This window comes from Enterococcus alishanensis, assembly GCF_019218635.1.
GTDB classification, from domain to species: Bacteria; Bacillota; Bacilli; order Lactobacillales; family Enterococcaceae; genus Enterococcus_A; species Enterococcus_A alishanensis.
On the sequence record NZ_JAHUZB010000001.1, the window covers coordinates 541,151 to 562,929 of the forward strand.

At 36.6% G+C, this 21,779-nt stretch carries 21 protein-coding genes; 18 read left to right on the forward strand and 3 right to left on the reverse strand.

Annotation, left to right across the window (positions count from 1 at the left end):
- Positions 1-233 precede the first annotated feature (233 nt).
- The 11 genes from KUA55_RS02645 to pyrG all read left to right on the forward strand — a co-directional run bounded on the left by KUA55_RS02645 (position 234) and on the right by pyrG (position 11,929).
- Complete coding sequence (locus KUA55_RS02645; protein ID WP_218324617.1) at positions 234-1,922, forward strand: amidohydrolase; 1,689 nt, start codon at positions 234-236, stop codon at positions 1,920-1,922.
- 14 nt (positions 1,923-1,936) lie between these two features.
- Complete coding sequence (locus KUA55_RS02650; RefSeq protein ID WP_218324618.1) at positions 1,937-3,901, forward strand: oxidoreductase; 1,965 nt, start codon at positions 1,937-1,939, stop codon at positions 3,899-3,901.
- Positions 3,902-4,065: 164 nt separating this feature from the next.
- A complete protein-coding gene (locus tag KUA55_RS02655; RefSeq protein WP_218324619.1) occupies positions 4,066-5,256 on the forward strand; it encodes an MFS transporter in 1,191 nt (396 codons plus the stop codon).
- Positions 5,257-5,267: 11 nt separating this feature from the next.
- On the forward strand, positions 5,268-6,179 hold the full coding sequence (locus KUA55_RS02660) for an amidohydrolase family protein (RefSeq protein WP_218324620.1): 912 nt from the start codon (positions 5,268-5,270) through the stop codon (positions 6,177-6,179).
- Positions 6,180-6,190: 11 nt separating this feature from the next.
- Positions 6,191-7,090, forward strand: coding sequence for an amidohydrolase family protein (locus KUA55_RS02665; RefSeq protein WP_218324621.1), 900 nt, complete (start codon positions 6,191-6,193; stop codon positions 7,088-7,090).
- Between the two features lie 17 nt (positions 7,091-7,107).
- Complete coding sequence (locus tag KUA55_RS02670; protein WP_218324622.1) at positions 7,108-7,473, forward strand: nuclear transport factor 2 family protein; 366 nt, start codon at positions 7,108-7,110, stop codon at positions 7,471-7,473.
- A 128-nt stretch (positions 7,474-7,601) separates the two neighbouring features.
- Positions 7,602-8,429, forward strand: a complete 828-nt coding sequence (locus tag KUA55_RS02675; protein WP_218324623.1) for a helix-turn-helix domain-containing protein — start codon at positions 7,602-7,604, stop codon at positions 8,427-8,429.
- 21 nt (positions 8,430-8,450) lie between these two features.
- Positions 8,451-9,374, forward strand: coding sequence for a nitrilase-related carbon-nitrogen hydrolase (locus KUA55_RS02680; RefSeq protein WP_218324624.1), 924 nt, complete (start codon positions 8,451-8,453; stop codon positions 9,372-9,374).
- Positions 9,375-9,635 carry a hypothetical protein gene (locus tag KUA55_RS02685; protein WP_218324625.1) on the forward strand — a complete coding sequence of 87 codons (261 nt, stop codon included), beginning with the start codon at positions 9,375-9,377 and terminating at the stop codon, positions 9,633-9,635.
- A gap of 65 nt (positions 9,636-9,700) precedes the next feature.
- Positions 9,701-10,147: a YueI family protein gene (locus tag KUA55_RS02690; RefSeq protein WP_218324626.1), complete on the forward strand. Its 447-nt coding sequence runs from the start codon at positions 9,701-9,703 to the stop codon at positions 10,145-10,147.
- A 171-nt stretch (positions 10,148-10,318) separates the two neighbouring features.
- Positions 10,319-11,929, forward strand: coding sequence for a CTP synthase (gene pyrG / locus KUA55_RS02695; protein ID WP_218324627.1), 1,611 nt, complete (start codon positions 10,319-10,321; stop codon positions 11,927-11,929).
- A gap of 41 nt (positions 11,930-11,970) precedes the next feature.
- Here the strand turns inward: pyrG and KUA55_RS02700 are convergent, their stop codons facing one another.
- Complete coding sequence (locus tag KUA55_RS02700; protein WP_218324628.1) at positions 11,971-12,759, reverse strand: MerR family transcriptional regulator; 789 nt, start codon at positions 12,757-12,759, stop codon at positions 11,971-11,973.
- A 183-nt stretch (positions 12,760-12,942) separates the two neighbouring features.
- Between KUA55_RS02700 and KUA55_RS02705 the strand changes: the two genes are divergently transcribed.
- The 5 genes from KUA55_RS02705 (at position 12,943) to KUA55_RS02725 (ending at position 18,574) form a co-directional block, all read left to right on the forward strand.
- Positions 12,943-14,439: an AcpB/EbpR/MafR family transcriptional regulator gene (locus KUA55_RS02705; RefSeq protein WP_218324629.1), complete on the forward strand. Its 1,497-nt coding sequence runs from the start codon at positions 12,943-12,945 to the stop codon at positions 14,437-14,439.
- A 167-nt stretch (positions 14,440-14,606) separates the two neighbouring features.
- Positions 14,607-15,476: a class II fructose-bisphosphate aldolase gene (locus tag KUA55_RS02710; protein ID WP_218324630.1), complete on the forward strand. Its 870-nt coding sequence runs from the start codon at positions 14,607-14,609 to the stop codon at positions 15,474-15,476.
- Positions 15,477-15,636: 160 nt separating this feature from the next.
- Complete coding sequence (locus tag KUA55_RS02715; protein ID WP_218324631.1) at positions 15,637-16,914, forward strand: UDP-N-acetylglucosamine 1-carboxyvinyltransferase; 1,278 nt, start codon at positions 15,637-15,639, stop codon at positions 16,912-16,914.
- A 1-nt stretch (position 16,915) separates the two neighbouring features.
- On the forward strand, positions 16,916-18,211 hold the full coding sequence (rho, locus tag KUA55_RS02720) for a transcription termination factor Rho (RefSeq protein WP_218324632.1): 1,296 nt from the start codon (positions 16,916-16,918) through the stop codon (positions 18,209-18,211).
- A 99-nt stretch (positions 18,212-18,310) separates the two neighbouring features.
- Entirely contained in the window at positions 18,311-18,574 is a 264-nt protein-coding gene (locus KUA55_RS02725; protein ID WP_218324633.1) for a type B 50S ribosomal protein L31, read from the forward strand.
- Between the two features lie 92 nt (positions 18,575-18,666).
- Here the strand turns inward: KUA55_RS02725 and KUA55_RS02730 are convergent, their stop codons facing one another.
- Positions 18,667-19,032 carry a hypothetical protein gene (locus KUA55_RS02730; protein ID WP_218324634.1) on the reverse strand — a complete coding sequence of 122 codons (366 nt, stop codon included), beginning with the start codon at positions 19,030-19,032 and terminating at the stop codon, positions 18,667-18,669.
- A gap of 236 nt (positions 19,033-19,268) precedes the next feature.
- Here KUA55_RS02730 and KUA55_RS02735 point away from each other — a divergent pair, with 236 nt between their 5' ends.
- Complete coding sequence (locus KUA55_RS02735) at positions 19,269-20,435, forward strand: pyridoxal phosphate-dependent aminotransferase (protein ID WP_218324635.1); 1,167 nt, start codon at positions 19,269-19,271, stop codon at positions 20,433-20,435.
- Positions 20,436-20,473: 38 nt separating this feature from the next.
- On the opposite strand, the gene KUA55_RS02740 is transcribed toward KUA55_RS02735, so the two are convergent.
- Positions 20,474-20,674 (reverse strand): hypothetical protein, encoded by a 201-nt coding sequence (locus KUA55_RS02740; protein WP_218324636.1) that lies wholly within the window; start codon positions 20,672-20,674, stop codon positions 20,474-20,476.
- A 201-nt stretch (positions 20,675-20,875) separates the two neighbouring features.
- Here KUA55_RS02740 and KUA55_RS02745 point away from each other — a divergent pair, with 201 nt between their 5' ends.
- Positions 20,876-21,754, forward strand: coding sequence for a phosphate ABC transporter substrate-binding protein PstS family protein (locus tag KUA55_RS02745; protein ID WP_218324637.1), 879 nt, complete (start codon positions 20,876-20,878; stop codon positions 21,752-21,754).
- Positions 21,755-21,779 lie beyond the last annotated feature (25 nt).

Sequence of the window (21,779 nt, forward strand, 5' to 3'; positions counted from 1 at the left end):
ATCGCGTAATTAAAAACAAGTAGTTCAACCTGTGAGAATTAATTTTCTTACAGGTTTTTTTGTGTTTTCGAATAAAAAACGTATCTTTTTTTTGAGAGAATATTTCTTGCTAATTTTCAAAGTAATTTAGTAGGATAAAAAATTTTTTAGTTCTTTTTTTTACAATTTTAGACAACAAGCGATTGATACAATTAAGAAAAGAAAGCGCTTGTTAAAATTTAGGAGGCAATCAGTTGGAAAAAGCAGATGTGATTTTTTTAAACGGAAAAGTTGCAACAGTAGATGACGAATTCTCATTAGCCGAGGCAGTGGCGGTTAAGTCTGGTTGGATTATCGCCGTTGATTCAAATGAAAAGATTAAAAAATATCTCGATGAAGCAACCGAAGTTATTGATTTACAAGGCAAGTTGATGTTGCCAGGCACTCATGATGCCCATATGCATGGTGTTCATACCGGTTTGTCTTTAAGTCCCCTTTTTTTAGATGTCCGATTTCCTAAAGTTAAAAAAATTTCTGATTTACAAGAAATTATTCGAGCAGCCGTTGAAAAAGTTCCTGAGGGTGCTTGGATTGTCGGTATGGGCTGGAATGAAATGTTAATTGAAGAATGTCTGGCAGAAGGACGAACCTTAAAAAAATGGGATTTAGATGTTGTTTCACCAAATAATCCAGTTGTTTTAAATGATTATGGCGCCCATCGAATGGTGGTTAATAGTCAAGCTTTGGGGCGTTGCGATATCTCTGAAAAAACACCAGATTTGCCACCAGAAGCTGGTTTGATTGAACGACTCGAAAACAGTCGAGAACCCACGGGCTATTTAAATGAATGGGGTGCTCAAGTTTTAGTTTGGCAGCAGGTGCCAACATTACCAGCAGAAGAAATTGAAGCTTGTATTTTAGAAATGAACCGAGAGTTAAATAAATATGGCATTACTAGCCATGTGGATATTTTAGGCATTGGTGGTAATCAGCTTATTCGAGGCACTTGGGGCGAGAAAAGTATTGGAATTTACGAAAAATTAGCAAGGGAAGATAAATTAACTGCTCGAGTAAGTATTAATTTATTAGCGGGAATTGATGGTATTCAAAGTTATCAAGCAATTACGGAAGGATTGGAGAAAACTACTTTACCAGATTTTCAAGATCGAAACTGGGTGAAGGCTGAGACAGTCAAAATATTCGGTGACGGTGGCGGTTGGCTAAGAGAAAATAATCAAGTGGTCGGAGATCATGGGCGTTCAACTTTTCCGGGAGAGACCGATTTAGCACAAGAAAAAGAATTGATTAAGACAATTATCGAAGTTCATCGTCGTGGTTGGCAATTAGGAATTCATGCGATTGGTGGTCGAACAATTGATACAATTATTGAAGGTTATAAACAAGCCTTAGAAAAATATCCGCGGGAAAATCCTCGTCATTTTATTATTCATGGTGATGATATGACAGTCGAAAATGCCCAAGTTGCTGCAAGATATGATATTAGTATGTCAGTTCAAGCGGTGGCAGCTTATCAAATGATGGATTTTATGCGGTTGCGTTTTGACGAAGAATATGGAAATGCGCTGTTTGCCTGGGATGTCTATCAAAAAGCTGGTGTAAATGTTGCCAATGGATCAGATTCTAACATTTTTTCTTTAAATTGGTTAGAAGGGGCGCAATTTGCAGTGACTCGGCAAACCGTCTCTGGAAATAAATATCGTCCAGATTTAACTAGTGAGCGTGCCGATGTGATTCGCATGTACACCATTAATGGCGCAAAACAAGAACACCTTGAAGCGGTTCGGGGATCAATTGAAGTGGGGAAAGTAGCCGACTTTCAGATTTTAGACCAGGATATTTTAATGATTCCACCAGAAGAAATTGGTAAAACAAAAGTAGTCATGACAATGGTTGATGGGAAGATTGTTTATAAAAATAGCTGAAAGAAGGAATTAAAATGAGACAGTACCCACATTTATTCAGTCCCAAAAAGATTAAGAACATTACCTTTAGAAACCGCATTTTTGCTTCACCGACATCCTTAGTTTGGCCGGATTATTATACCGGTATGCCTGATGAAAGCACAGTTTTTTATTACGAAGACAAGGCCCGCGGTGGTGCTGCTAGTGTGACGTTGAGTGAAACCGCGATTAATCGTTATGATGCGAGTCGACGGCCGAATGATGATGTACTGGTACCTGATTTTGAAAGAGCTATTTTTCCGACTTCTGGTTGGTTAAAAGTTACCGATGCAATTAAACGTCATGGGGCAGTTCCTTCGATCCAAATTTTCCACGGTGGCGATACTAGTGAACCTATTTTTACCCGCGGACACCAACCAATTGGGCCAAATGGTTTTACGAAAGAAAACGGCACTGTTGTAAAAGAGATGGACGAAGACGACATGAAGCGGGTGGCCGATGAGTTTGCGGAAACAGCTTGGTATGCTAAATACAGTGGCTTCCAAAAAATTATGATTCACGGTGCCCACGGTTGGTTATTGGCTCAATTTTTATCTCCAGCTACCAATCATCGAACAGATGAATACGGTGGGAGTCTAGAAAATCGCGCAAAATTTCCTTTAATGGTGGTTGATGCGATTCGTGCAAAAGTTGGAGAAGATTTTCTTTTAGAATATCGAATTAGTGGGGATGAATATCTAGAGGGTGGTATGGAAATTGATGAAGCCGTTGAATTTGCTAAAATGTTAGATGGGAAAATTGACTTATTACATGTTTCCGCAGGTTCTTATTATGCTACAAAACAATATACCTTCCCGTCTGTTTACTTGCCTCATGGCTGTAATTTACCACTAGCTGAAGCAATGAAAAACGGTGGGGTGAAAACACCAATTGTGACAGTTGGTGCCCATTATAATCCAGAGGACATGGAAAAAATTATTGCTGAAGGTAAGGCTGACTTTATTGCGATTGGTCGAGGAATTGTGGCAGATCCACAACTTCCAAATAAAATTTTTGCTGGTCGTCAAGCCGATGTGACGCCTTGTTTAAGATGTACGAATTGTTTAGGTGGTAAGTATGATGGTCACAATGAATGTGATGTTAACCCAATAGCCGGAAATGAATTGTATACACTAAGAACGCCAAATGTAGTCAATCATAAACGGGTCTTAGTTATTGGCGGTGGACCTGGCGGGATGAAAGCAGCAATTACCGCAGCCAAAAGAGGCCATCAAGTAACCTTGGTAGAAAAGGAAGCTCAACTAGGAGGCAACTTAAAATTTACTGATATTGACGCTCATAAAGATGATTTAAGACGCTTCAAGGATTATTTAATTAGACAACTAGCTAAGAATGCTGTTGAAGTGAAATTGAATACAGAAGCGAATCTAGCATTGGTGAAAAAACTTAACCCTCAAGCAATTATTGTTGCTTCTGGTGCCACACCGGTGGAATTAAAACTACCTGGCAGTGATAAGTTTGAAATGATTCATGCAACCGAGGTTTATCAACACCCCGAGCAGGTCGGAAAAAAAGCAATTATGATCGGTGGGGGATTGATGGGCTGTGAAGTTGCTTTACACCTAGCTGAAGCAGGAGTTGATGTAACCGTTTTAGAACTTCAAACTGGCTTGGCAGTCGATTCTAATCGGATTCATCAAGCAGCTCTATTTGAAATGATGGATAAAATGGCTGATTTGGTTCATAGCCAGACACAAGTTCAAGTCACTGAGGTAACAGAAAGTGGCGTAACTTATTTAGACGCTGAAGGACAGGCTCACAGTCTTGAAGCTGATACTGTGATTTACGCAGTAGGTATGAAACCAAATGAAAAAATTGTCGAAGAAATTCGTAGTTGGGATGGCTGGGAAAGTTTTATGCCGATTGGCGATTGTACCGGCGCATCAGTTGTGAGAAAAGCCGTCCACACCGGCTATTATGCGGCGATGGACATTATTTAAGCATGTGAATTTAAGGAGCGTTTAGACTGCAGCTAAGCCATCCTTAGTAAAATAAATTCAAAAATTAAAATCATGATTTTAAAGTAAAGATGACGAAAGATTTTTGTGTTCGTTCTATTTTCCCAAAATTGACACTCATTTTTGTAGTACGAGGAGGAAAAGTAGTGAATAACTTTAAAATAAAAGCTGCCGTGCTATCTCAATCATTTATTGTAATGGCAATCATGGTGGCTTCGACAGTCTTAGCAAATATTGCGCAAAACTTTCCTGAAGCCAGTTTGACAGCGATTCAGATGGTAATGACTTTTGGGATGGTGGCTTCATTTCCTGCTACCTTATTGGCAGGAGTCCTAGGTAATAAAATCAATAAGAAATATCTAGTATTAGTTGCATTGTTTTTAATGATGATTGGCGGTTTGATTCCAGCCTTTTTAAATGATCAATTGATTTATATTTATGCTTCAAGTTTGTTAATTGGTGCCGGACAAGGGACTTTAATGACGACCATCAGTAATATTTCTACTGAGTTATTTGAAGGAGAAGAGCGTAGTCAGATGTATGGTTTACAGACGGCTTTTCAAAATGGAGGTTCAGTAGTCATGATGATGTTAGCAGGGATGCTAGCGCGGGTGCAGTGGTCTCAAGCTTATCTGACTTTTGGGATTATCATTGTGACGATTATCATTGTGACAATCTGGTTACCAGCTGAAAAAGTCGCACCAGAAAAAACAGCCGCTGATAGTGGCGCGCCAAAAGCAAAAGTTCCTGGTTCGATTTATTTTATTGGTTTGTTGATCTGCTTGTTCTGTATTGGCTATTCGACTTTTTCATTGAATGCTTCGCTTTATATTGCTTCAATGAACTTAGGCGACCCTTCAACGGTAGCTTTGGCTATGTCACTAAGTACCGGAGCCGGAGTAGTGGGTGGTTTTGCCTTTCCTAAAATTTTTAAAGTTTTAAATCGTTTCGTCTTAACCTTAGCATGTGCGGTAACCGCAGGAGGCTATCTGCTATTGGTACTATTCCCAAGTATTGCTGTGGTCTTTTTAGCAGCGATTACGGCCGGGATTGGTTTCTCATTGTCGGTTCCTTTAGGGATTCAGGCAATTTCTGAAACGGCGACACCTGAACAAATGTCTAGTTCAATGGGAAGTTACATGGCATTCACCTCAGTTGGTGCAGCCGCCTCTCCACTGATTATCAATGCCTTAGCTGGCTTAATTCCCAATGCTGACGACGGTACGGTCTTTTTAACTAGTGTAGTTTTTCTAGCCATTTTAACAGTCATAACTATTTTTTGGAGTATCAAAACCAGCACCTCAAAAAATGTGAACCAACAAAATTTAGCAGAGTAAAGGAGAAAACAATGGTTAAAATTTTAGATATTCATACTCACGTAGGAGATATTTTCCACGAAAATCGCAGTATTACCTTTAAAACCAATATTAAAAAAGGTGACTACGAAGATCCATTTATTGAAGTTGAACGTTCTGGCTATACTAAGCCGCTGATTGTTAAAGATGAAAAAGACCATCAACGTTTAATCGATGCAGGTCAATACCGAGTTTGGGAATGTACAATGGAAAATTTTGGCAATGATATGACGGAAGATCATGTTGATTACGCCTGCTTGCTGCCGGTTTTACCAAATACAAGTTTTGAAGAGTATCTAGCTGTTTCAAAATTAGATTCTCGCTTTATTCCCTTTACTTGTCCTGATTTCAGTTTATCGATTCCAGAATTAGAGAAAAAATTGGAGCTTGACATTCAACGAGGAGCGAAAGGTTTAAAAATTCATCCGATTTTACAAAATGTCAGCTTAGAAGATCCAAAAGTTGAAGCAGCGGTGGAAGTTTTCGGTAAAGCCAATATTCCAACAATTTTCCACGTTGGTGTGACTTCCTATTATGGACCAGATAAAGATTATCCGACAAATCCAGAATTTGGTGATCCACAGTATTTCTATGATTTTGCACCTCGTTTTAGTAAGTATCCGTTGATTGCGGCTCATTGCTGTTTGTTGGCTGAGGACTTTGCAAAAAATACTAAGGGTCTAGATAACGTATATACCGATACTACTATGTGTTCGGCTGAATTGATGCAGCAAGGAGTAAAATATATCGGCGAAGATAAAGTGCTCTTTGGGACGGACTATCCATTTGGAACCTTTAAATATTCAATCGAAGAAGTTAAACGAGCTTTCGCTGATGACGAAAGAATGATGAATAAAGTTTTCTTTGAAAATGCGGCTAAAATTTTACATCTTGAAGGATATTAGGAGGAGATAAGATGAAAATTATTGATTTTCATACTCATATAGGAGATATTTTCCACGAAAATCGTAGTATTACCTTTAAAACCAATTATAAAAAAGGTGATTATGTTGATCCGTTTATCCCTTTTGAAGCTTCTGGTTACAATACGCCATTTTTCCCAGAAAATCCGGTAGCCTTGCAACAGTTGATTGATGCGGGACAATATCGCGTTTGGGAATGTACGATGGAAAATTTTGCCCACGACATGACTGAAAATGAGATTGCTTATGCTTGTCTTTTACCGGTCTTGCCAAACACAAACTTTGAGGAATATTTGGCTGTCTCTAAATTAGATCAGCGCTTCATTCCTTTTACTTGTCCAAATTTTGATTTGGAGATTCCAGAGATGGAAGCAAAATTATTAAATGATATTAAATTAGGAGCCAAAGCTTTAAAAGTCCATCCGATCTTGCAAAATATTAGTTTGGAAAATGAAAAAGTAGAAGCTGCGGTAGATTTATTTGGTAAAGCTGGTCTACCAGTTATTTTTCACGTGGGGATTGGTCAGTATTATGGTCCAGATGTAAATTATCCGCAAAATCCAGAGTTTGGTGATCCGCGTTACTTCTATGAGTTTGCACCACGCTTTAAAGATTATGATTTGATTGCAGCACACTGTTGTGGCTGGCCAGAAGAGTTTGCTAAAAAAACGGCTGGTTTAGATAATGTGTATACTGATACCACTTTCTGTAATGCGACTTTGATTAAGCAAGGGGTGGACTTATTAGGGGCAGATCGAGTGCTTTTTGGTACGGATTATCCTTTTGGTAATTTTAAATATTCAATTTTGGAAGTTAAAAAAGCTTTAGCAAATGATCCTGAAAGTATCGAAAAAGTTTTTTATCATAACGCTGCTAGACTATTAAAACTATAAGGAAAGAAGGAAAAAATATGACAAAAGAAGCTGTTCAAAAAGTAGTAGAGAATTATATCGAAGGAACTTATACTGCTGACACCGAAATGTTGAAAAAAGTTTTTCATCCTAGTGCAATTATGACTGGCTATATGGGACCGGATTTGATGATTGCGACACCGACACCTTTTATCGAAGATGTGGGTTCTCAGCCAGCAATGAAAGACAGTGGTGCCCCTTATAAGGCTGAAATTACTCATTTAGTAGTAACCGGAAATATTGCTGAAGCAACCGTCTATGAAACAGGTTTCTTTGGAGATGGGACTTTGGAGGATCATTTCCACTTGATTAAAGATACTGAGGGTCAATGGAAAATCGTTTCAAAATGTTTTACAACTTTATAGAAACTGAGTAGGTACTGAAAAAATTCTTGATGCCATATTTTTATAACTAAGAATGACAAAATATGTTAGATTTACAGTATAACGATTGTGTCCTTCAGTTAAATTGATAATGGAAAAGAGTGAGTCTGATGAAAATCATAGAAACCAAAAATAAAATAATTGACGCCAAACCTTTTCAGCTATTTTCCCATGATCATAGAATTATTGATTATCAAGAAGAGCTGTTGGATTGGTCGCGGGAACATTTAAAAACCGAGGCATTATTTTATCAGTTTCAAGTTAAGGAAGAGATGGTGGTTACCTATCTGCCGGATGCTTGTGTCAACCTAATCTTTGAAATCAAAGGAGAAGAAGTGACTAGTAAAATGCTAGGGATTTTAACCGAGGCAAAAGAAACTATTTTCGAACCGGGAATTTGTTATTTTGGGGTGAAACCTTATACCAATGTCGGTTTGCGTTGTAAGGAAAAAGATCAGAGCTGTTTAGTCAATCAACTGGTTTCTTTGGATAGCCAATTTCCCGCTGCAAATGAGTTAATTCAAAAATTTAAACTGGTGAAGGATTTTCAACAACGGAAGGATTTGATTTTGGCTGATCATCGCAGTATTTTCTTGGATGAAAATCGCCGTTCAGTATTGTCGGAGTATTTATCAGTCTTGCTGTGTACTAATACAACGGCTATTTCGATGGAAAAAGTTGGCGATGAAACAGGCTATTCTAGACGCTATACCCAACAAATTTTTCGGAGAGAGATTGGGATTAGTCCTAAAAAATACAGTCGAATTATTCGCTTTCAAAATGCGATCAAAGCTGTTTTTGCTAAGACTGACATGACTTTGGCGAAGTTAGCTTGTCAATTAGGTTATTATGATCAGGCTCACTTAATTCATGAATTTCAATTATTTACTCAGCAGTCACCTAAAAATCTAATGGAAAGTGTTACTTTGTCTAAATGATATTTTAGTTAGGAGGAAGATATGAACGTAGGTAATTGTTTTCCCTTACCTGGTAAAATTGAAACTGAGTGTTTAAGCGTTGTGCTTTTTCAAATGAGTTTAGCAGTCGTGCCGAAATCAAAAGAAGAAGTAATGAAAAATGTCGATAAATTGATTGAATGGATTGAAAGGGCAGTCACTGGTTATCCAGGTCTAGATATGATTGTCACTCCTGAAGCATCTTTAAATGGTGTTGGTCCACATGCATCTTTATGTTGCATTTCTCTAGAGGGACCAGAACTTGCTCTTTTAAAAGAAACTTGTAAAGAATATCAGATTTGGCTAGTAGTAGGCGCTTGTGTGGATGAAGAAGATGGCAATTTTTATAAAAACTGTGGTATTACTATAAATGATCGCGGGGAGATTGTTGACGTTTATCGGAAGGTGACGCCTTGGAATCCAGTGGAACCCACTAGTCCAGGTGATGAAATTAACGTTTTTGCCGGACCAAAAGGAGCAAGAATTGCTACTATTATTTGTTCTGACGGAGACTACCAAGATAATTGGCGGGAAGCGGCGACCAAAGGAGCCAATGTTGTATTACGTTTAACGACTTATATGACACCTTTTGAAAATGCTTATGAAATTACAAACCGAGCTGGAGCGTACTTTAATAAAGTTTATGTTGTAGCCGTCAATAATTCAGAAATGGATGATTGTTATTCCTTGTTTGGCCGTAGTATGGTAGTTAATCCAGAAGGAGATATAATTACTCAAGCCCCTGTGGGTCTACCATATATTTTTAAAGCGGATTTATATCCAGGAATTTGTGACGCAATTCAAAAACAGGCTTATATGGGAGATTTAATTTGGCTGGGTAATCATCGTGGTGCAGCTTCTCCTGATATGTTTGGTATTGGTAAAGATAAACAAATGTATCAATATTTACGTCAGGAGGAAAACTAGATGAGATTTCCTAATATTGGTATGCACTTTTTTTTAAAAGCTGTAGCAGAGTTAGATATTAAGTTTCCAATCACAAAAAGTGAATTAATCAAAATGGCAGAGGATATTCAAGTAAGAACTTGGGAAACGGAATATACACCGTTAGCGGTTTTCTTTGAAAGAATGGTTCCTGAAGTTTATCCAAATGGGACAGCTTTTATGTGTGCGTATACTTCAGCGAACTTACAAGCGGCTAAACTGGCCTTTATCGAAAATAAATAGAAAAATTTTTATATCTTTATTTTGTTTGCTATAATGTTGGCAACAAAACTAAAGGAGCGATTTTGATGGCGAAAGATGAATTGCAACAGCATTTAGATAAAGGAATGTATGGCAAGCCACAAATAAATCCTGATGAGCAAAAAAAATACTTAGGTACTTTTCGTGAACGTTGTTATTTGAGCATGAATATCAAAGAAATGCGTGATCCAATTTATTCAATTGCTTTGAAAAGTGAAATTGAAAAGGAACCAAATGCAAAACTATTAATTAATGGAGCAATGCCAGAAACTCTACAGCAAAAATATATTACATTTGCTAGTACCAATAAGATTGATTTTACTATTGTTAGTACGGCAACAGCAGAAAGTGATGATAAAATCGGTTTATTATTGGTGGCTGATCATGCAGTAGATGAACCAGTAATTGATGTAGCAGAAAAGTATCCTGATTTGGAAAAAAAGGAATTACCTGAATCCAAGAAAAAGAGTTTCTTTGAGCGACTATTTGACTAAGAATTTTTAAATCCTAGTTGACAATTTTAGCAAGACTGGTTATTATACTGCTTGGGCACCCTTTTAAGAGGGTCAGGTTTAGAAATTACGCTCCCTATCATTTTTTGGTGGGGAGCTTTTATTATTTTCTAGACACTTCCTGTAAAATTATAATGGAGGTTTTTTTCTTATATGACAAAGTATATTTTTGTAACTGGTGGCGTTGTTTCTTCTATCGGGAAAGGAATTGTAGCAGCATCTTTAGGTCGTTTACTAAAAAATCGTGGCTTAAAAGTGACAATTCAAAAATTCGATCCATATATTAATGTCGATCCGGGAACAATGAGTCCTTATCAACATGGTGAAGTGTTCGTTACAGATGATGGTGCTGAAACTGACTTGGATTTAGGCCATTATGAGCGTTTCATTGATATTAATCTAAACAAATATTCAAATGTGACAACTGGAAAAATCTACTCTGAAGTTTTACGGAAAGAACGCAAAGGGGAATATCTTGGTGCAACAGTTCAAGTCATTCCACACATTACTAATGAGATTAAGTCTAAAATCATGCGGGCAGCTAAAATGACTGATTCTGATGTGATCATCACTGAAGTCGGGGGAACTGTTGGAGATATCGAATCGCTACCATTCTTAGAAGCTTTACGTCAAATGAAAGCTGATGTGGGTTCTGATAACGTGATGTACATTCATACAACTTTAATTCCTTATTTAAAAGCGGCTGGTGAAATGAAAACCAAGCCTACGCAACATAGCGTGAAAGAATTGCGTGGATTAGGGATCCAACCGAATATTTTAGTTGTTCGAACAGAATTACCAGTATCTCAAAGTACCAAAAATAAATTAGCGCAATTTTGTGATGTCGCACCTGAAGCGGTAATTGAGTCTCGTGATGTTGAAACATTATATTCGATTCCATTAGCTTTACAAGCACAAGGAATGGATCAAATCGTTTGTGATCATTTAAAAATTGATGCGCCACAAGCTGATATGACAGAATGGCAAGCACTTGAAGAAAAAGTTTTAAGTTTGAAGAAAACAACGAGAATTGCTTTAGTTGGTAAATATGTAGAATTACCAGATGCGTATCTATCAGTAGTTGAAGCATTGAAACATTCTGGTTTTGCCTTTGATTCTGATATTGAAGTTGATTGGATCAAAGCCCAAGATGTGACTGCTGAAAATGTTCATGAAAAACTAAAAGATGCAGATGGTATTTTGGTTCCTGGTGGTTTTGGTGATCGCGGTGTTGAAGGTAAAATCGAAGCCATTAAATATGCTCGCGAAAATGATGTACCATTTTTAGGGATTTGTCTTGGCATGCAAATGATGTGTGTTGAATTTGGACGCAATGTAGCAGGTTTGGAAGACGCAGCATCAACTGAAACGAAACCTGATGCAGAAAATAATATTATTGATTTGATGGCTGATCAAGAAAATGTAGAAAATCTAGGTGGTACTTTACGTCTTGGTTTATATCCATGTAAAATTAAAAAAGGCACAGTAACTGCTGATGCTTATCAAAATGAAGATGTGATTCAAGAACGTCATCGTCATCGTTATGAGTTTAACAATGCTTATCGTCAATTATTTGAAGATCAGGGGATGATTTTCTCTGGTGTTTCACCAGATAATCGCTTAGTTGAAATTGTTGAATTACCAAATAAAAAATTCTTTGTAGGTTGTCAATTCCACCCAGAATTGATTTCACGTCCTAACCGCCCACAACCGTTAATTAAAGACTTTGTTGGCGCTGCATTAGCAAATAAAGAAGTTAAATAGAAAAAGTAAGCCAGCATGCCGACTCGACATGGTGGCTTTTTTTAGCTTCTAACAACTGGGAAATAAACAATTACCTCGTTTTCATCAGGAGCTGCTTCACTTGGATCTGTTTCATAATATTCAAAAGGACTATCGATCAGGTGATAATTATTTTCAGCAATCCACTGAGATAAAGAAGCATAAACTGCTGGCATTTCTTGGTAATTACCTTTAAAGGCTAATTTTGCTGCTTGATAAGCAGGTAATTCTCTAGTAGACTTATTTACTTCTTGGATTGGAACAGCTAGTTCTAAATCATAATTTTCTGGCGTATATTCATCACTATGATAAATCGCCATAGGCGCGCCCATAGGTTGTATCTCGGCGATTTTCATTTCGGAAAATAGTTTCTCCATCAGTTGACCAAAATTCTTGATGTTAATTGTTTCTCGCACTGAAAATAAATGTTGTGTCGGACTGTTGACTAGTTTGATCTGATCTTTGTAAAGCATAAAATCTCCTCCTTCAGCTAAAGCCGTAATATCCGTGGCGATTTCCTCTTGAAGCTTTTGATAATGTTTTGCTTTACCAATCATTTCATGTTGTTTTTGATTTAAAAGAGTGGGTAAAAAACTTTCATCTTTTAAAACCTGTTGAATTTCAGCGAGACTACTATCATACTTTTTTAAATAATGAATAGTGATGACATCTGCTAATTGCTGAACTGAATAGTAACGATAATTGTTAACCGCATCGATTTTAGCAGGCTTTAGTAAACCAATTTCATCGTAATAGCGCAAGGTTTTTGCCGGAATTTGGGCGGCTTTTGAAAATTGATTGATTGTTAACATTATTTTTCTCCTTCGGAAATTTTCCACATCTTTAGACTAAGCTTTCCAGTAGCTGGAAGGTCAAGTAGTGTTCTATTAAATTAGTATAACAAGTTTAAAGAATCTTTGGAGACGGAAATAATTATGAAGCGTGCTATAATTTTATAAAGGGCTTACATTGATTATGGTAAGGAGTTTTGCAATATGGAAACAATTTTATCCAATACGATGCGCCGGCGATTTTATTTATTATATGCGTTACATAGTTCTACTGGTTGGTCCACGATAGAGGATTTAATGGTAGCAACGAATGCTTCTCGGAAGACAGTTATAGCAGATTTACATTACTTAGAAGATCATTGGTCAGAATATATTACGATGGACTATCAAAAAAAATTAGGATATCGATTGGTCCAATCGAAAGATCATTCGATCCATGACATTTATCGCTATATTTTAAAGGATTCTAGCGCCTTTAAATTATTAGAAGCTATATTTTTCCAGCCAAATCGAACAGCAGAATACTGGAAAAAAACGTTTCATTTAAGTAGCGCTTCTTTATATCGTTTAGCACAAAAGATTCAAAAAGTACTCAATTTAAGAGGGATGGACTTAAATAAAACACCTTATCGAATTGAAGGAAAAAATGAACGGCAAATCCAAATTTTTTTTAAGAGGTTTTTTTGGGAGGCTTATGGCATTCATGAATGGCCCTTTAAGCTTGATCAAAAAGCGGTCTATAATTTTGTAGAACAAATGAATCAAGATTTTCATTGGGAGCACGGTGATGTAGATCGTGTTGATTTAGCTTATGCAATTGCTGTAACTATTGTACGTAGTGAGCAAAATTATTTAATGGTCAAAGTGCCAAGGATGACTGCAAGGCATCGAAAACTAATCGCTTTGATGGAAAAGTATAAACCAGACATGGAAAAAATTATCGCTCCTTTAGGATATCAACTCCCTGAAAAATGGAAAGAAGATTTTATCATTACTGTTTTTTGGTGGGAATTTGCGTGGGATAACTTTGAGGAATCATTGCGTTTGCGAAAAATTGGTTATGATTTTGTTGACCAAGTAATTACTAGCTTTGACTTTACCATCGATAATGAGAGTCGTGAGCGAATTAATGCGGCTTTTATAAAGACTTATATGCGTCATAAAATTTATCCTTATCCAAGATATATTTTTTATAATCGCAGTTGGTATAGCAGCCATATTCTAACTCAAGATCATTTGTTTTTTGGTAAAGTAATGGAAAAGATCTTAAAAGATTTAGAAGCAAAGACTGATTGCCCTTGGTATTCAATGTATTTTGACCATATGATTACAGTAGTCGCTTTTTATTGGAAAGACTTCTTTTTACAATTTGATAATTTAAGAAAAGTTGTTGAAGTTGCAGTATTTAGTGATCTAGGAAGGTATCATGCGGAATCATTAGCTAATTACCTAAAAGCAGTTTTTGGCAAAAAAATAGAAACTAAAGTTCAGCCCGACTCATTCTATTACTTGAAAGATCCTCAAACAATTGAAGTGGATATTTTCGTAGCCAATTTTACTTTGAAAAAAATTCCCAATGAAAAACTCTTTGTTGTGGAGGATATTCCTTCGTATAAAAATTTGGTTGATTTACAACAAGGAATAGATAAATTACGGGTTCCACGATTGAAGGAAACAACTTTTTTTAGTCCATCAATTTAATTCATATGTTTTCACTTATCTGAAAAAAATAAAATAAAAAATATTTGTAAAATGTAAGTGTTTACTAAAAGGTTTGTGGTAGCAAACTTGTAAAAACTTTGATATGATAGGGTCGTTAGTTAAGATTCGTCTTAGCCAAAAAGAAAATTCTTAGGAGGAATTTATTTATGCCAGTAGTATCAGGAGCAGAGTTCTTAAATGCAGCACGCCAAAGCGGTTACGCTGTCGGAGGATTTAACACAAACAACTTGGAATGGACACAAGCGATTTTACGAGCTGCAGAAGCTAAAAAAGCGCCAGTTTTAATCCAAACATCAATGGGTGCTGCTAAATATATGGGCGGCTACAAATTATGTGTAGATTTAATTACTGACTTAGTAGATTCTATGGGTATCACAGTTCCCGTAGCAATTCACTTAGACCATGGTTCATACGAAGCTGCTTTAGAATGTATCGAAGTTGGCTATACTTCAGTTATGTTTGATGGTTCTCATTTACCATTCGAAGAAAACTTGAAATTAGCTAAAGACGTTGTAGAAAAAGCACATGCAAAAGGTGTATCAGTTGAATGTGAAGTTGGTTCAATCGGCGGCGAAGAAGACGGCATTATCGGTGCTGGTGAATTAGCTGACGTAAACGAATGTGTACAAATGGTTGGCACTGGTATCGACTACTTAGCTTGTGGTATCGGTAATATCCATGGTGTATATCCTGAAAACTGGAAAGGTTTAGCGTTTGATCACTTACAAGAAATTGCAAATGCTGTAGGTAATGATGTACCTCTAGTATTACACGGTGGTTCTGGTATTCCTCAAGAACAAATCGAAAAAGCAATCTCTATGGGTGTTTCTAAAGTAAACGTAAATACTGAATTCCAATTATCTTTCGCTAAAGCAACACGTGCTTACATCGAAGCTGGTAAAGATCAAGAAGGTAAAGGATTTGACCCTCGTAAATTATTAGCACCAGGTGTGGAAGCAATCATCAAAGATGCTGAAGAACACATTGACTGGTTTGGTTCAGCTGGTAAAGCTTAATTAAAACAGATTTAACCTCGGAGAAATCCGAGGTTTTTTTTTGTGCTTTTCATAAGTTCTTACGCCTATCTTTTTATAAAATCAATTTTATGATAAAATGGTTATTGGTTTATGTAATTTAAAATGATGAAAATAAAAAACGTATAGGTGAATATAAATTATGAAAAAAATAGAAATTATTGGTGGGAAACCATTAAAAGGCGATGTTACTGTTAGTGGAGCAAAAAATAGTGCGGTAGCGTTGATTCCTGCAGCGATTATGGCGGATTCGCCGGTAACTTTAGAAGGTGTACCAGACATTCAAGATGTGTATTCTTTGATTGAAATTTTAGAAATTATGGGTGCAAAGGTTGATTTTTCAAATAATAAAATGGTGATTGATCCTACCAATGTGGTGTCAATTCCAATGCCAAGCGGAAAAATTAATTCACTACGAGCATCCTATTATTTCATGGGTGCTTTGTTAGGAAAATTTGGGGAGGCCGTTGTTGGTTTGCCAGGTGGTTGTTTCTTAGGTCCGCGTCCGATTGATCTGCACATTAAAGGCTTTGAATCTTTAGGTGCAGAGGTTTCCAATGAGCATGGTGTGATTTACTTGCGTACTAATGAGGATGGCTTGAATGGTGAGCGAATTTTTATGGATGTTGTTTCCATAGGGGCGACGATTAATGTCATGTTGGCAGCTGTTAAAGCAAAAGGGCGAACAATTATCGAAAATGCTGCCCGTGAACCAGAAATTATTGATGTAGCGACCTTACTAAATAATATGGGCGCAAAAATTCGTGGTGCGGGTACTGATGAAATTAGAATTGAAGGTGTAGATGAATTACATGGCACGATTCATTCAATTATCCCCGATCGAATCGAAGCGGGGACTTACTTATCGATGGCAGCAGCAATGGGTGAAGGGATAACAGTCCACAATGTGATTTATGAACATTTAGAAAGTTTTATCGCAAAATTACAAGAAATTGGCGTAAAAATGAATATTTCTGAAGATGCGATTGAAGTATTGCCTTCTCATGATTTAAAGATGGTTAGTGTGACGACTTCTCCTTATCCAGGATTCGCGACTGATTTACAACAGCCGCTGACATCATTATTGCTTAAGGCTCATGGAACAGGCGAAATTACTGATACGATTTATTCAAAGCGGATTAATCATATTCCTGAGTTGGTAAGAATGGGTGCTAACGCTCGAGTAGCGGGTAATTTAATTATTTTAAATGGCCCGAATAAATTGCATGGTGCTGAGGTTGTAGCTTCTGATCTAAGAGCAGGCGCTTGTTTAGTAATTGCTGGATTAATGGCAGAAGGTAAAACAACAATTTACAATGTTGAATATATTTTAAGAGGCTATGACCACATTATTGAAAAATTGACAAATCTTGGTGCAACCATTGAAATGATCGAAGAAGAAGTGCAGGAAGAGGTTTAAAATGAGCGACTATTTAACAATGGCTGAACTGGAAAACAAAACTCTAAAAGATATTTATGGTTATGCGCGCCAGTTCAAGATTCCGTATTACAATAAAATGAATAAAAAAGAATTGGCTTTGGCAGTTATTCGTGCCCAAGCTAAAAAGCAAGGCTTCTTTTATATGGAAGGTGTCTTGGATATTGTCGGACAAGAAGGCTACGGCTTTTTACGTCCAATTAATTATGGGCCAAGTGCGGAAGATATTTATATTTCTTCTTCGCAAATTCGTCGTTTTGGATTAAGAAATGGCGATAAAGTTGCCGGAAAAGCCCGTCCACCAAAAGAATCAGAGCGTTATTACGGATTAATGCACGTAGAATCAGTTAACGGTAAGGATCCTGAAGAAGCTAAAGAACGTCCTCATTTTCCAGCCTTAACCGCGCTTTATCCCAACCGTCATATGACGCTAGAAACAACCGGTGGCCGTTTATCTACTCGAATGATTGATATATTTGCACCAGTTGGATTTGGTCAACGAGGATTAATTGTTGCACCACCGAAAGCTGGTAAAACTTCTATGTTAAAAGAAATTGCCAATGGTATTACAGATAACTACCCAGAAGTTGAATTAATTGTGCTATTGATTGATGAACGTCCGGAAGAAGTAACTGATTTAGAACGTAGCATTAAAGGTGACGTTGTCTATTCAACATTTGATCAACAACCAAGTAATCACACGCGTGTCTCTGAATTGGTGCTAGAAAGAGCAATGCGCTTAGTTGAAGACAAACGCGATGTCGTGATTTTAATGGATAGTATTACCCGTTTGGCTCGGGCTTATAATTTAGTAGTACCGCCAAGTGGCCGGACTTTGAGCGGCGGTATTGATCCTAATGCTTTATTTAAACCAAAGAAATTCTTTGGCGCGGCACGAAACATTGAAGAAGGCGGTAGTTTAACAATCTTAGCTACAGCTTTAGTTGATACAGGTAGCCGTATGGATGACGTTATCTATGAAGAGTTTAAAGGAACTGGGAACTTAGAGTTACAATTATCACGTGAATTATCTGAACGTCGCGTCTTCCCAGCAATTGATATTAAAAAATCTGGTACCCGAAAAGAAGAGTTGCTGATGGCACCAGAACACTTAGAAGAAATTTGGAAAATTCGTAAAAATATGGTGGGAGATTCTTTGGAATATACCCAACAATTTATTCAGTTTCTACGTAAAACCAATAATAATGAAGCCTTTTTTGAAGCTTTCAAAGATGTTTCATTTGGTAGTCGCGCCCCACGAAAAAATATGAAAAGATAATTGCATTGCTGAATTTTTCATGATAGTATATATCTGTTGCGAAAATGCAAAAATAACTCTGATTCAGCAAATGATTCAGGGCAAAGGAGCGAAAAAAAGATGAAACAAGGAATTCACCCAGAATACCACCCAGTTGTATTTATGGATTCAACGACTGGTTTCAAATTCTTGTCAGGTTCTACAAAATCTTCACAAGAAACAATCGAATGGGAAGATGGCAATACTTATCCTGTTATTCGTGTTGAAACAAGTTCTGACTCACATCCATTTTATACTGGACGTCAAAAATTCACACAAGCAGATGGACGTGTCGATCGTTTCAACAAAAAATACGGTCTCAAAGATACAAACGCTGCAGAATAATTCAATTATTCGCGATTGTTTTTATGACAATAATCAAAGAGCTTTCCTGGCAACAGGAAAGCTCTTTTTTTTTGAATAATTATTTATTTTTGCTACTTTAGTAAGCCTTTTTTTTCACTCCTAAACAGTTTGCCCCAAAAGCAACTGATTAATTGTGCTATTAAGAATAAACTGTACAAAACAGAAATATTTAAAAAGCTATTGTCATAAGCAACAACGAATTTTGTTTCTAATAGAATAATTAGGTAAGAAAGAATCAGATTGATAAAGTTACCTAGTAATAAATGGAAAACATAATTGGTTTTACCAGCAAAAAATCCTAATATGGAGACGATAAATAAAGCAGCGAAAATACCTATCAATGAATGGTATTGGTAGTCAATAGCTAAAGCTAGATGGCAATAGGGAATTAAAAAGTAGATAAAAGAAAGCGACCATACTTTATTATAAAATAGCATATTTATCTCCTAATAGTAATTATATTGTTATTTTATAGTTACTAATATCATTATTCAATCTTCAGATAAGAATGATGATAGATAATTAAAGTTATTTTATTTTTCTTCCATTGAATCTTAGTGATAAGGAAATTTTGCGATATTTTAATAACTATTTCTATTTGAATTGAAAAAAAGAAATTGAATCTTTACTATCTTTTTTATTGTGATAATATGATTAGAAATGGAGGGTTTTTATGAATAAATTACAGGATAGATTTAATGATAATGTTTATAAGATTGAAGTATCGTTGATTCGTCAATTTGATCAGGAAGTATCACAAATTCCTGGGATGTTAAAATTGACTTTAGGTGAACCAGATTTCAATACACCAGGGCATGTTAAAAAAGCAGGACAAGATGCGATTGAAAATAATTACAGTCATTATAGTGGTATGGCTGGTTTAGTGAACGTTCGTGAAGGTGTTAGTCAATTTTTCAAAGAGAAATATGATTTACATTACAATCCTGAGAATGAAATCTTAGTTACAGTCGGTGCCACAGAAGCAATTTCTGCTAGCTTATTGGCGATTTTGAATCCGGGAGACAAAGTGCTGATTACGGCGCCAACTTATCCTGGCTACGAACCGATTGTTACTTTGGCTGGCGCTGAGCTAGTTGCGATTGACACACGAGATAGTGGATTTGTTTTGACGCCAGAAAAATTAGAAGCAGCAATGGCAGAGCATGGTGATAAAGTAAAAGCGATTATCATGACATCACCGTCTAATCCAACTGGGGTTGCTTATAACGATCAAGAAGTACGAGTCTTGGCAGAAACTTTGAAAAAATATTCAGTCTTTGTGCTAAGTGATGAAGTTTATAGTGAATTGAATTACGAAGGTGAGCATGTTTCATTTGGGAAATACTTGCGCGATCAAACTATCGTTATTAATGGGTTGTCTAAATCTCATGCAATGACTGGTTGGAGAATCGGATTTATTTGTGCACCGAAAGAATTAACCGATCAAATTATAAAGGTCCATCAATATTTAGTTACAGCAGCATCTACGATTTCTCAAATGGCTGCAGTTGAGGCTTTAATTGAGGGTATTCGCGATGGTGAAATTATGCGGGTAGAATACAAAGCTAGAAGAGATTATTTGTATCAAGCTATGACGGATTTAGGATTTGATGTGGCTCGTCCATCAGGGGCATTTTATTTATTTGCAAAAATACCTGCTGATATCCAGTTGAATGCCATGGATTTCTGTTTGGATTTAGCAAAGAAAAATAAACTGGCGTTAATCCCAGGAAGTGCTTTTGGTCCTGAAGGAGAAGGATATGTCCGTTTGAGTTATGCTGCATCGATGGAAGATTTAGAAGAAGCGGTAAAACGACTAACTGAATATTTAGGGAAATAAGAAATAAGGTTGCGATTTAGATGTCGCAACCTTATTTTTTATTTATTCAAATGATCGAACAAGCCACCGATAGTTTTATTTTTCAGCGTTAATTCTTGGTCGGCTAAAATCACTTTATCAATTCGATAGTAATCTTCTAAATCGGGGACTTCTTTTAATTGCGCACCAATGAAATCCGCTGCATTTTGATAAGCTTTTTTAGTAACAGTATCGTCGATAAAATAATAAATGATAAGCATTTTCCTCACCTCGAAAATATTGTACGTCAAAACTAGGAAAATGACTTTTATTTTGTCTTTACTAAAAATTTACATATCTTTACGAGAGCTTTACCTTAAAACAATTCTTCATTTACAAAGCTTTGTTAAAGTTGTTTTTGTAATAAAGAAACGACTTTTTCAAATAAGACGAAGACAGTCGAAATGTTAAGGAGATTAATGATGAAGAAATTATTTTTAACGTTATTTGTATCAGGACTTGTATTAGCAGGTTGTGGAAGTAGTAATGATTCTAGTCAGGATAGCAGTGGTGGTGATGAGGCAGCTAAAATTACTGCAGTTGGATCAACAGCTTTACAACCATTAGTTGATGCTGCTCAAGAAAGTTACGTAGCAGAACATCCGAATGTTCAAATTTCGGTCCAAGGTGGCGGAAGTGGGACTGGTTTAAGTCAAATTAATAGCGGTGCTGTTGAGATAGGTAATTCAGATATTTTTGCTGAAGCCGGTGAAGGTGTCGATGCTAGCAAATTAGTCGATCATAAAGTTGCTGTTGTAGGATTTGCTCCAGTAGTAAATAAAGATGTAGGCGTTGAAGACGTGTCGAAACAAGAATTAATTGATATCTTTACGGGTAAAATTACTAATTGGTCAGAACTTGGTGGAAAAGATCAAGAAATTAACGTGATTAATCGCGCTTCTGGAAGTGGTACACGGGCAACTTTTGAAGAATTTGCTTTAGATGGACAAGAGCCAATCAAGGCACAAGAACAGGATTCTTCAGGAACTGTGAAAAAAATTGTTGGCGATACACCTGGGGCAATCAGCTACCTAGCACTTTCTTATTTAGATGATAGTTTACAAGCGTTGAAAGTTGATGGTATCACTGCTAATGCTAAAAATATTGAAACAAACGACTGGAAAATTTGGTCATATGAGCATATGTATACTAATGGTGAACCTAAAGGCGCATTGAAAGATTTCATGGATTATATGACAACTGATGAAATCCAAAATGGACCAGTCAAAAAATTAGGTTATCTGCCAATCACAGAAATGAAAGTGGAACGTGATGCAGAGGGTAATGTAACAAATCAATAATATGAAAAAGGACTGTTAGAAAAAA

What these genes read in the sequence shown, in the direction of transcription:
- KUA55_RS02690 (WP_218324626.1), top strand. Translation starts at nt 9,701, where the DNA reads ATGGCGAAAGATGAATTGCAACAGCATTTAGATAAAGGAATGTATGGC.
- pyrG (WP_218324627.1), top strand. Translation starts at nt 10,319, where the DNA reads ATGACAAAGTATATTTTTGTAACTGGTGGCGTTGTTTCTTCTATCGGG.
- KUA55_RS02685 (WP_218324625.1), top strand. Translation starts at nt 9,375, where the DNA reads ATGAGATTTCCTAATATTGGTATGCACTTTTTTTTAAAAGCTGTAGCA.
- KUA55_RS02730 (WP_218324634.1), bottom strand. Translation starts at nt 19,032, where the DNA reads ATGCTATTTTATAATAAAGTATGGTCGCTTTCTTTTATCTACTTTTTA.
- KUA55_RS02660 (WP_218324620.1), top strand. Translation starts at nt 5,268, where the DNA reads ATGGTTAAAATTTTAGATATTCATACTCACGTAGGAGATATTTTCCAC.
- KUA55_RS02700 (WP_218324628.1), bottom strand. Translation starts at nt 12,759, where the DNA reads ATGTTAACAATCAATCAATTTTCAAAAGCCGCCCAAATTCCGGCAAAA.
- KUA55_RS02710 (WP_218324630.1), top strand. Translation starts at nt 14,607, where the DNA reads ATGCCAGTAGTATCAGGAGCAGAGTTCTTAAATGCAGCACGCCAAAGC.
- KUA55_RS02680 (WP_218324624.1), top strand. Translation starts at nt 8,451, where the DNA reads ATGAACGTAGGTAATTGTTTTCCCTTACCTGGTAAAATTGAAACTGAG.
- rho (WP_218324632.1), top strand. Translation starts at nt 16,916, where the DNA reads ATGAGCGACTATTTAACAATGGCTGAACTGGAAAACAAAACTCTAAAA.
- KUA55_RS02725 (WP_218324633.1), top strand. Translation starts at nt 18,311, where the DNA reads ATGAAACAAGGAATTCACCCAGAATACCACCCAGTTGTATTTATGGAT.
- KUA55_RS02745 (WP_218324637.1), top strand. Translation starts at nt 20,876, where the DNA reads ATGAAGAAATTATTTTTAACGTTATTTGTATCAGGACTTGTATTAGCA.
- KUA55_RS02665 (WP_218324621.1), top strand. Translation starts at nt 6,191, where the DNA reads ATGAAAATTATTGATTTTCATACTCATATAGGAGATATTTTCCACGAA.
- KUA55_RS02670 (WP_218324622.1), top strand. Translation starts at nt 7,108, where the DNA reads ATGACAAAAGAAGCTGTTCAAAAAGTAGTAGAGAATTATATCGAAGGA.
- KUA55_RS02705 (WP_218324629.1), top strand. Translation starts at nt 12,943, where the DNA reads ATGGAAACAATTTTATCCAATACGATGCGCCGGCGATTTTATTTATTA.
- KUA55_RS02675 (WP_218324623.1), top strand. Translation starts at nt 7,602, where the DNA reads ATGAAAATCATAGAAACCAAAAATAAAATAATTGACGCCAAACCTTTT.
- KUA55_RS02740 (WP_218324636.1), bottom strand. Translation starts at nt 20,674, where the DNA reads ATGCTTATCATTTATTATTTTATCGACGATACTGTTACTAAAAAAGCT.
- KUA55_RS02650 (WP_218324618.1), top strand. Translation starts at nt 1,937, where the DNA reads ATGAGACAGTACCCACATTTATTCAGTCCCAAAAAGATTAAGAACATT.
- KUA55_RS02715 (WP_218324631.1), top strand. Translation starts at nt 15,637, where the DNA reads ATGAAAAAAATAGAAATTATTGGTGGGAAACCATTAAAAGGCGATGTT.
- KUA55_RS02735 (WP_218324635.1), top strand. Translation starts at nt 19,269, where the DNA reads ATGAATAAATTACAGGATAGATTTAATGATAATGTTTATAAGATTGAA.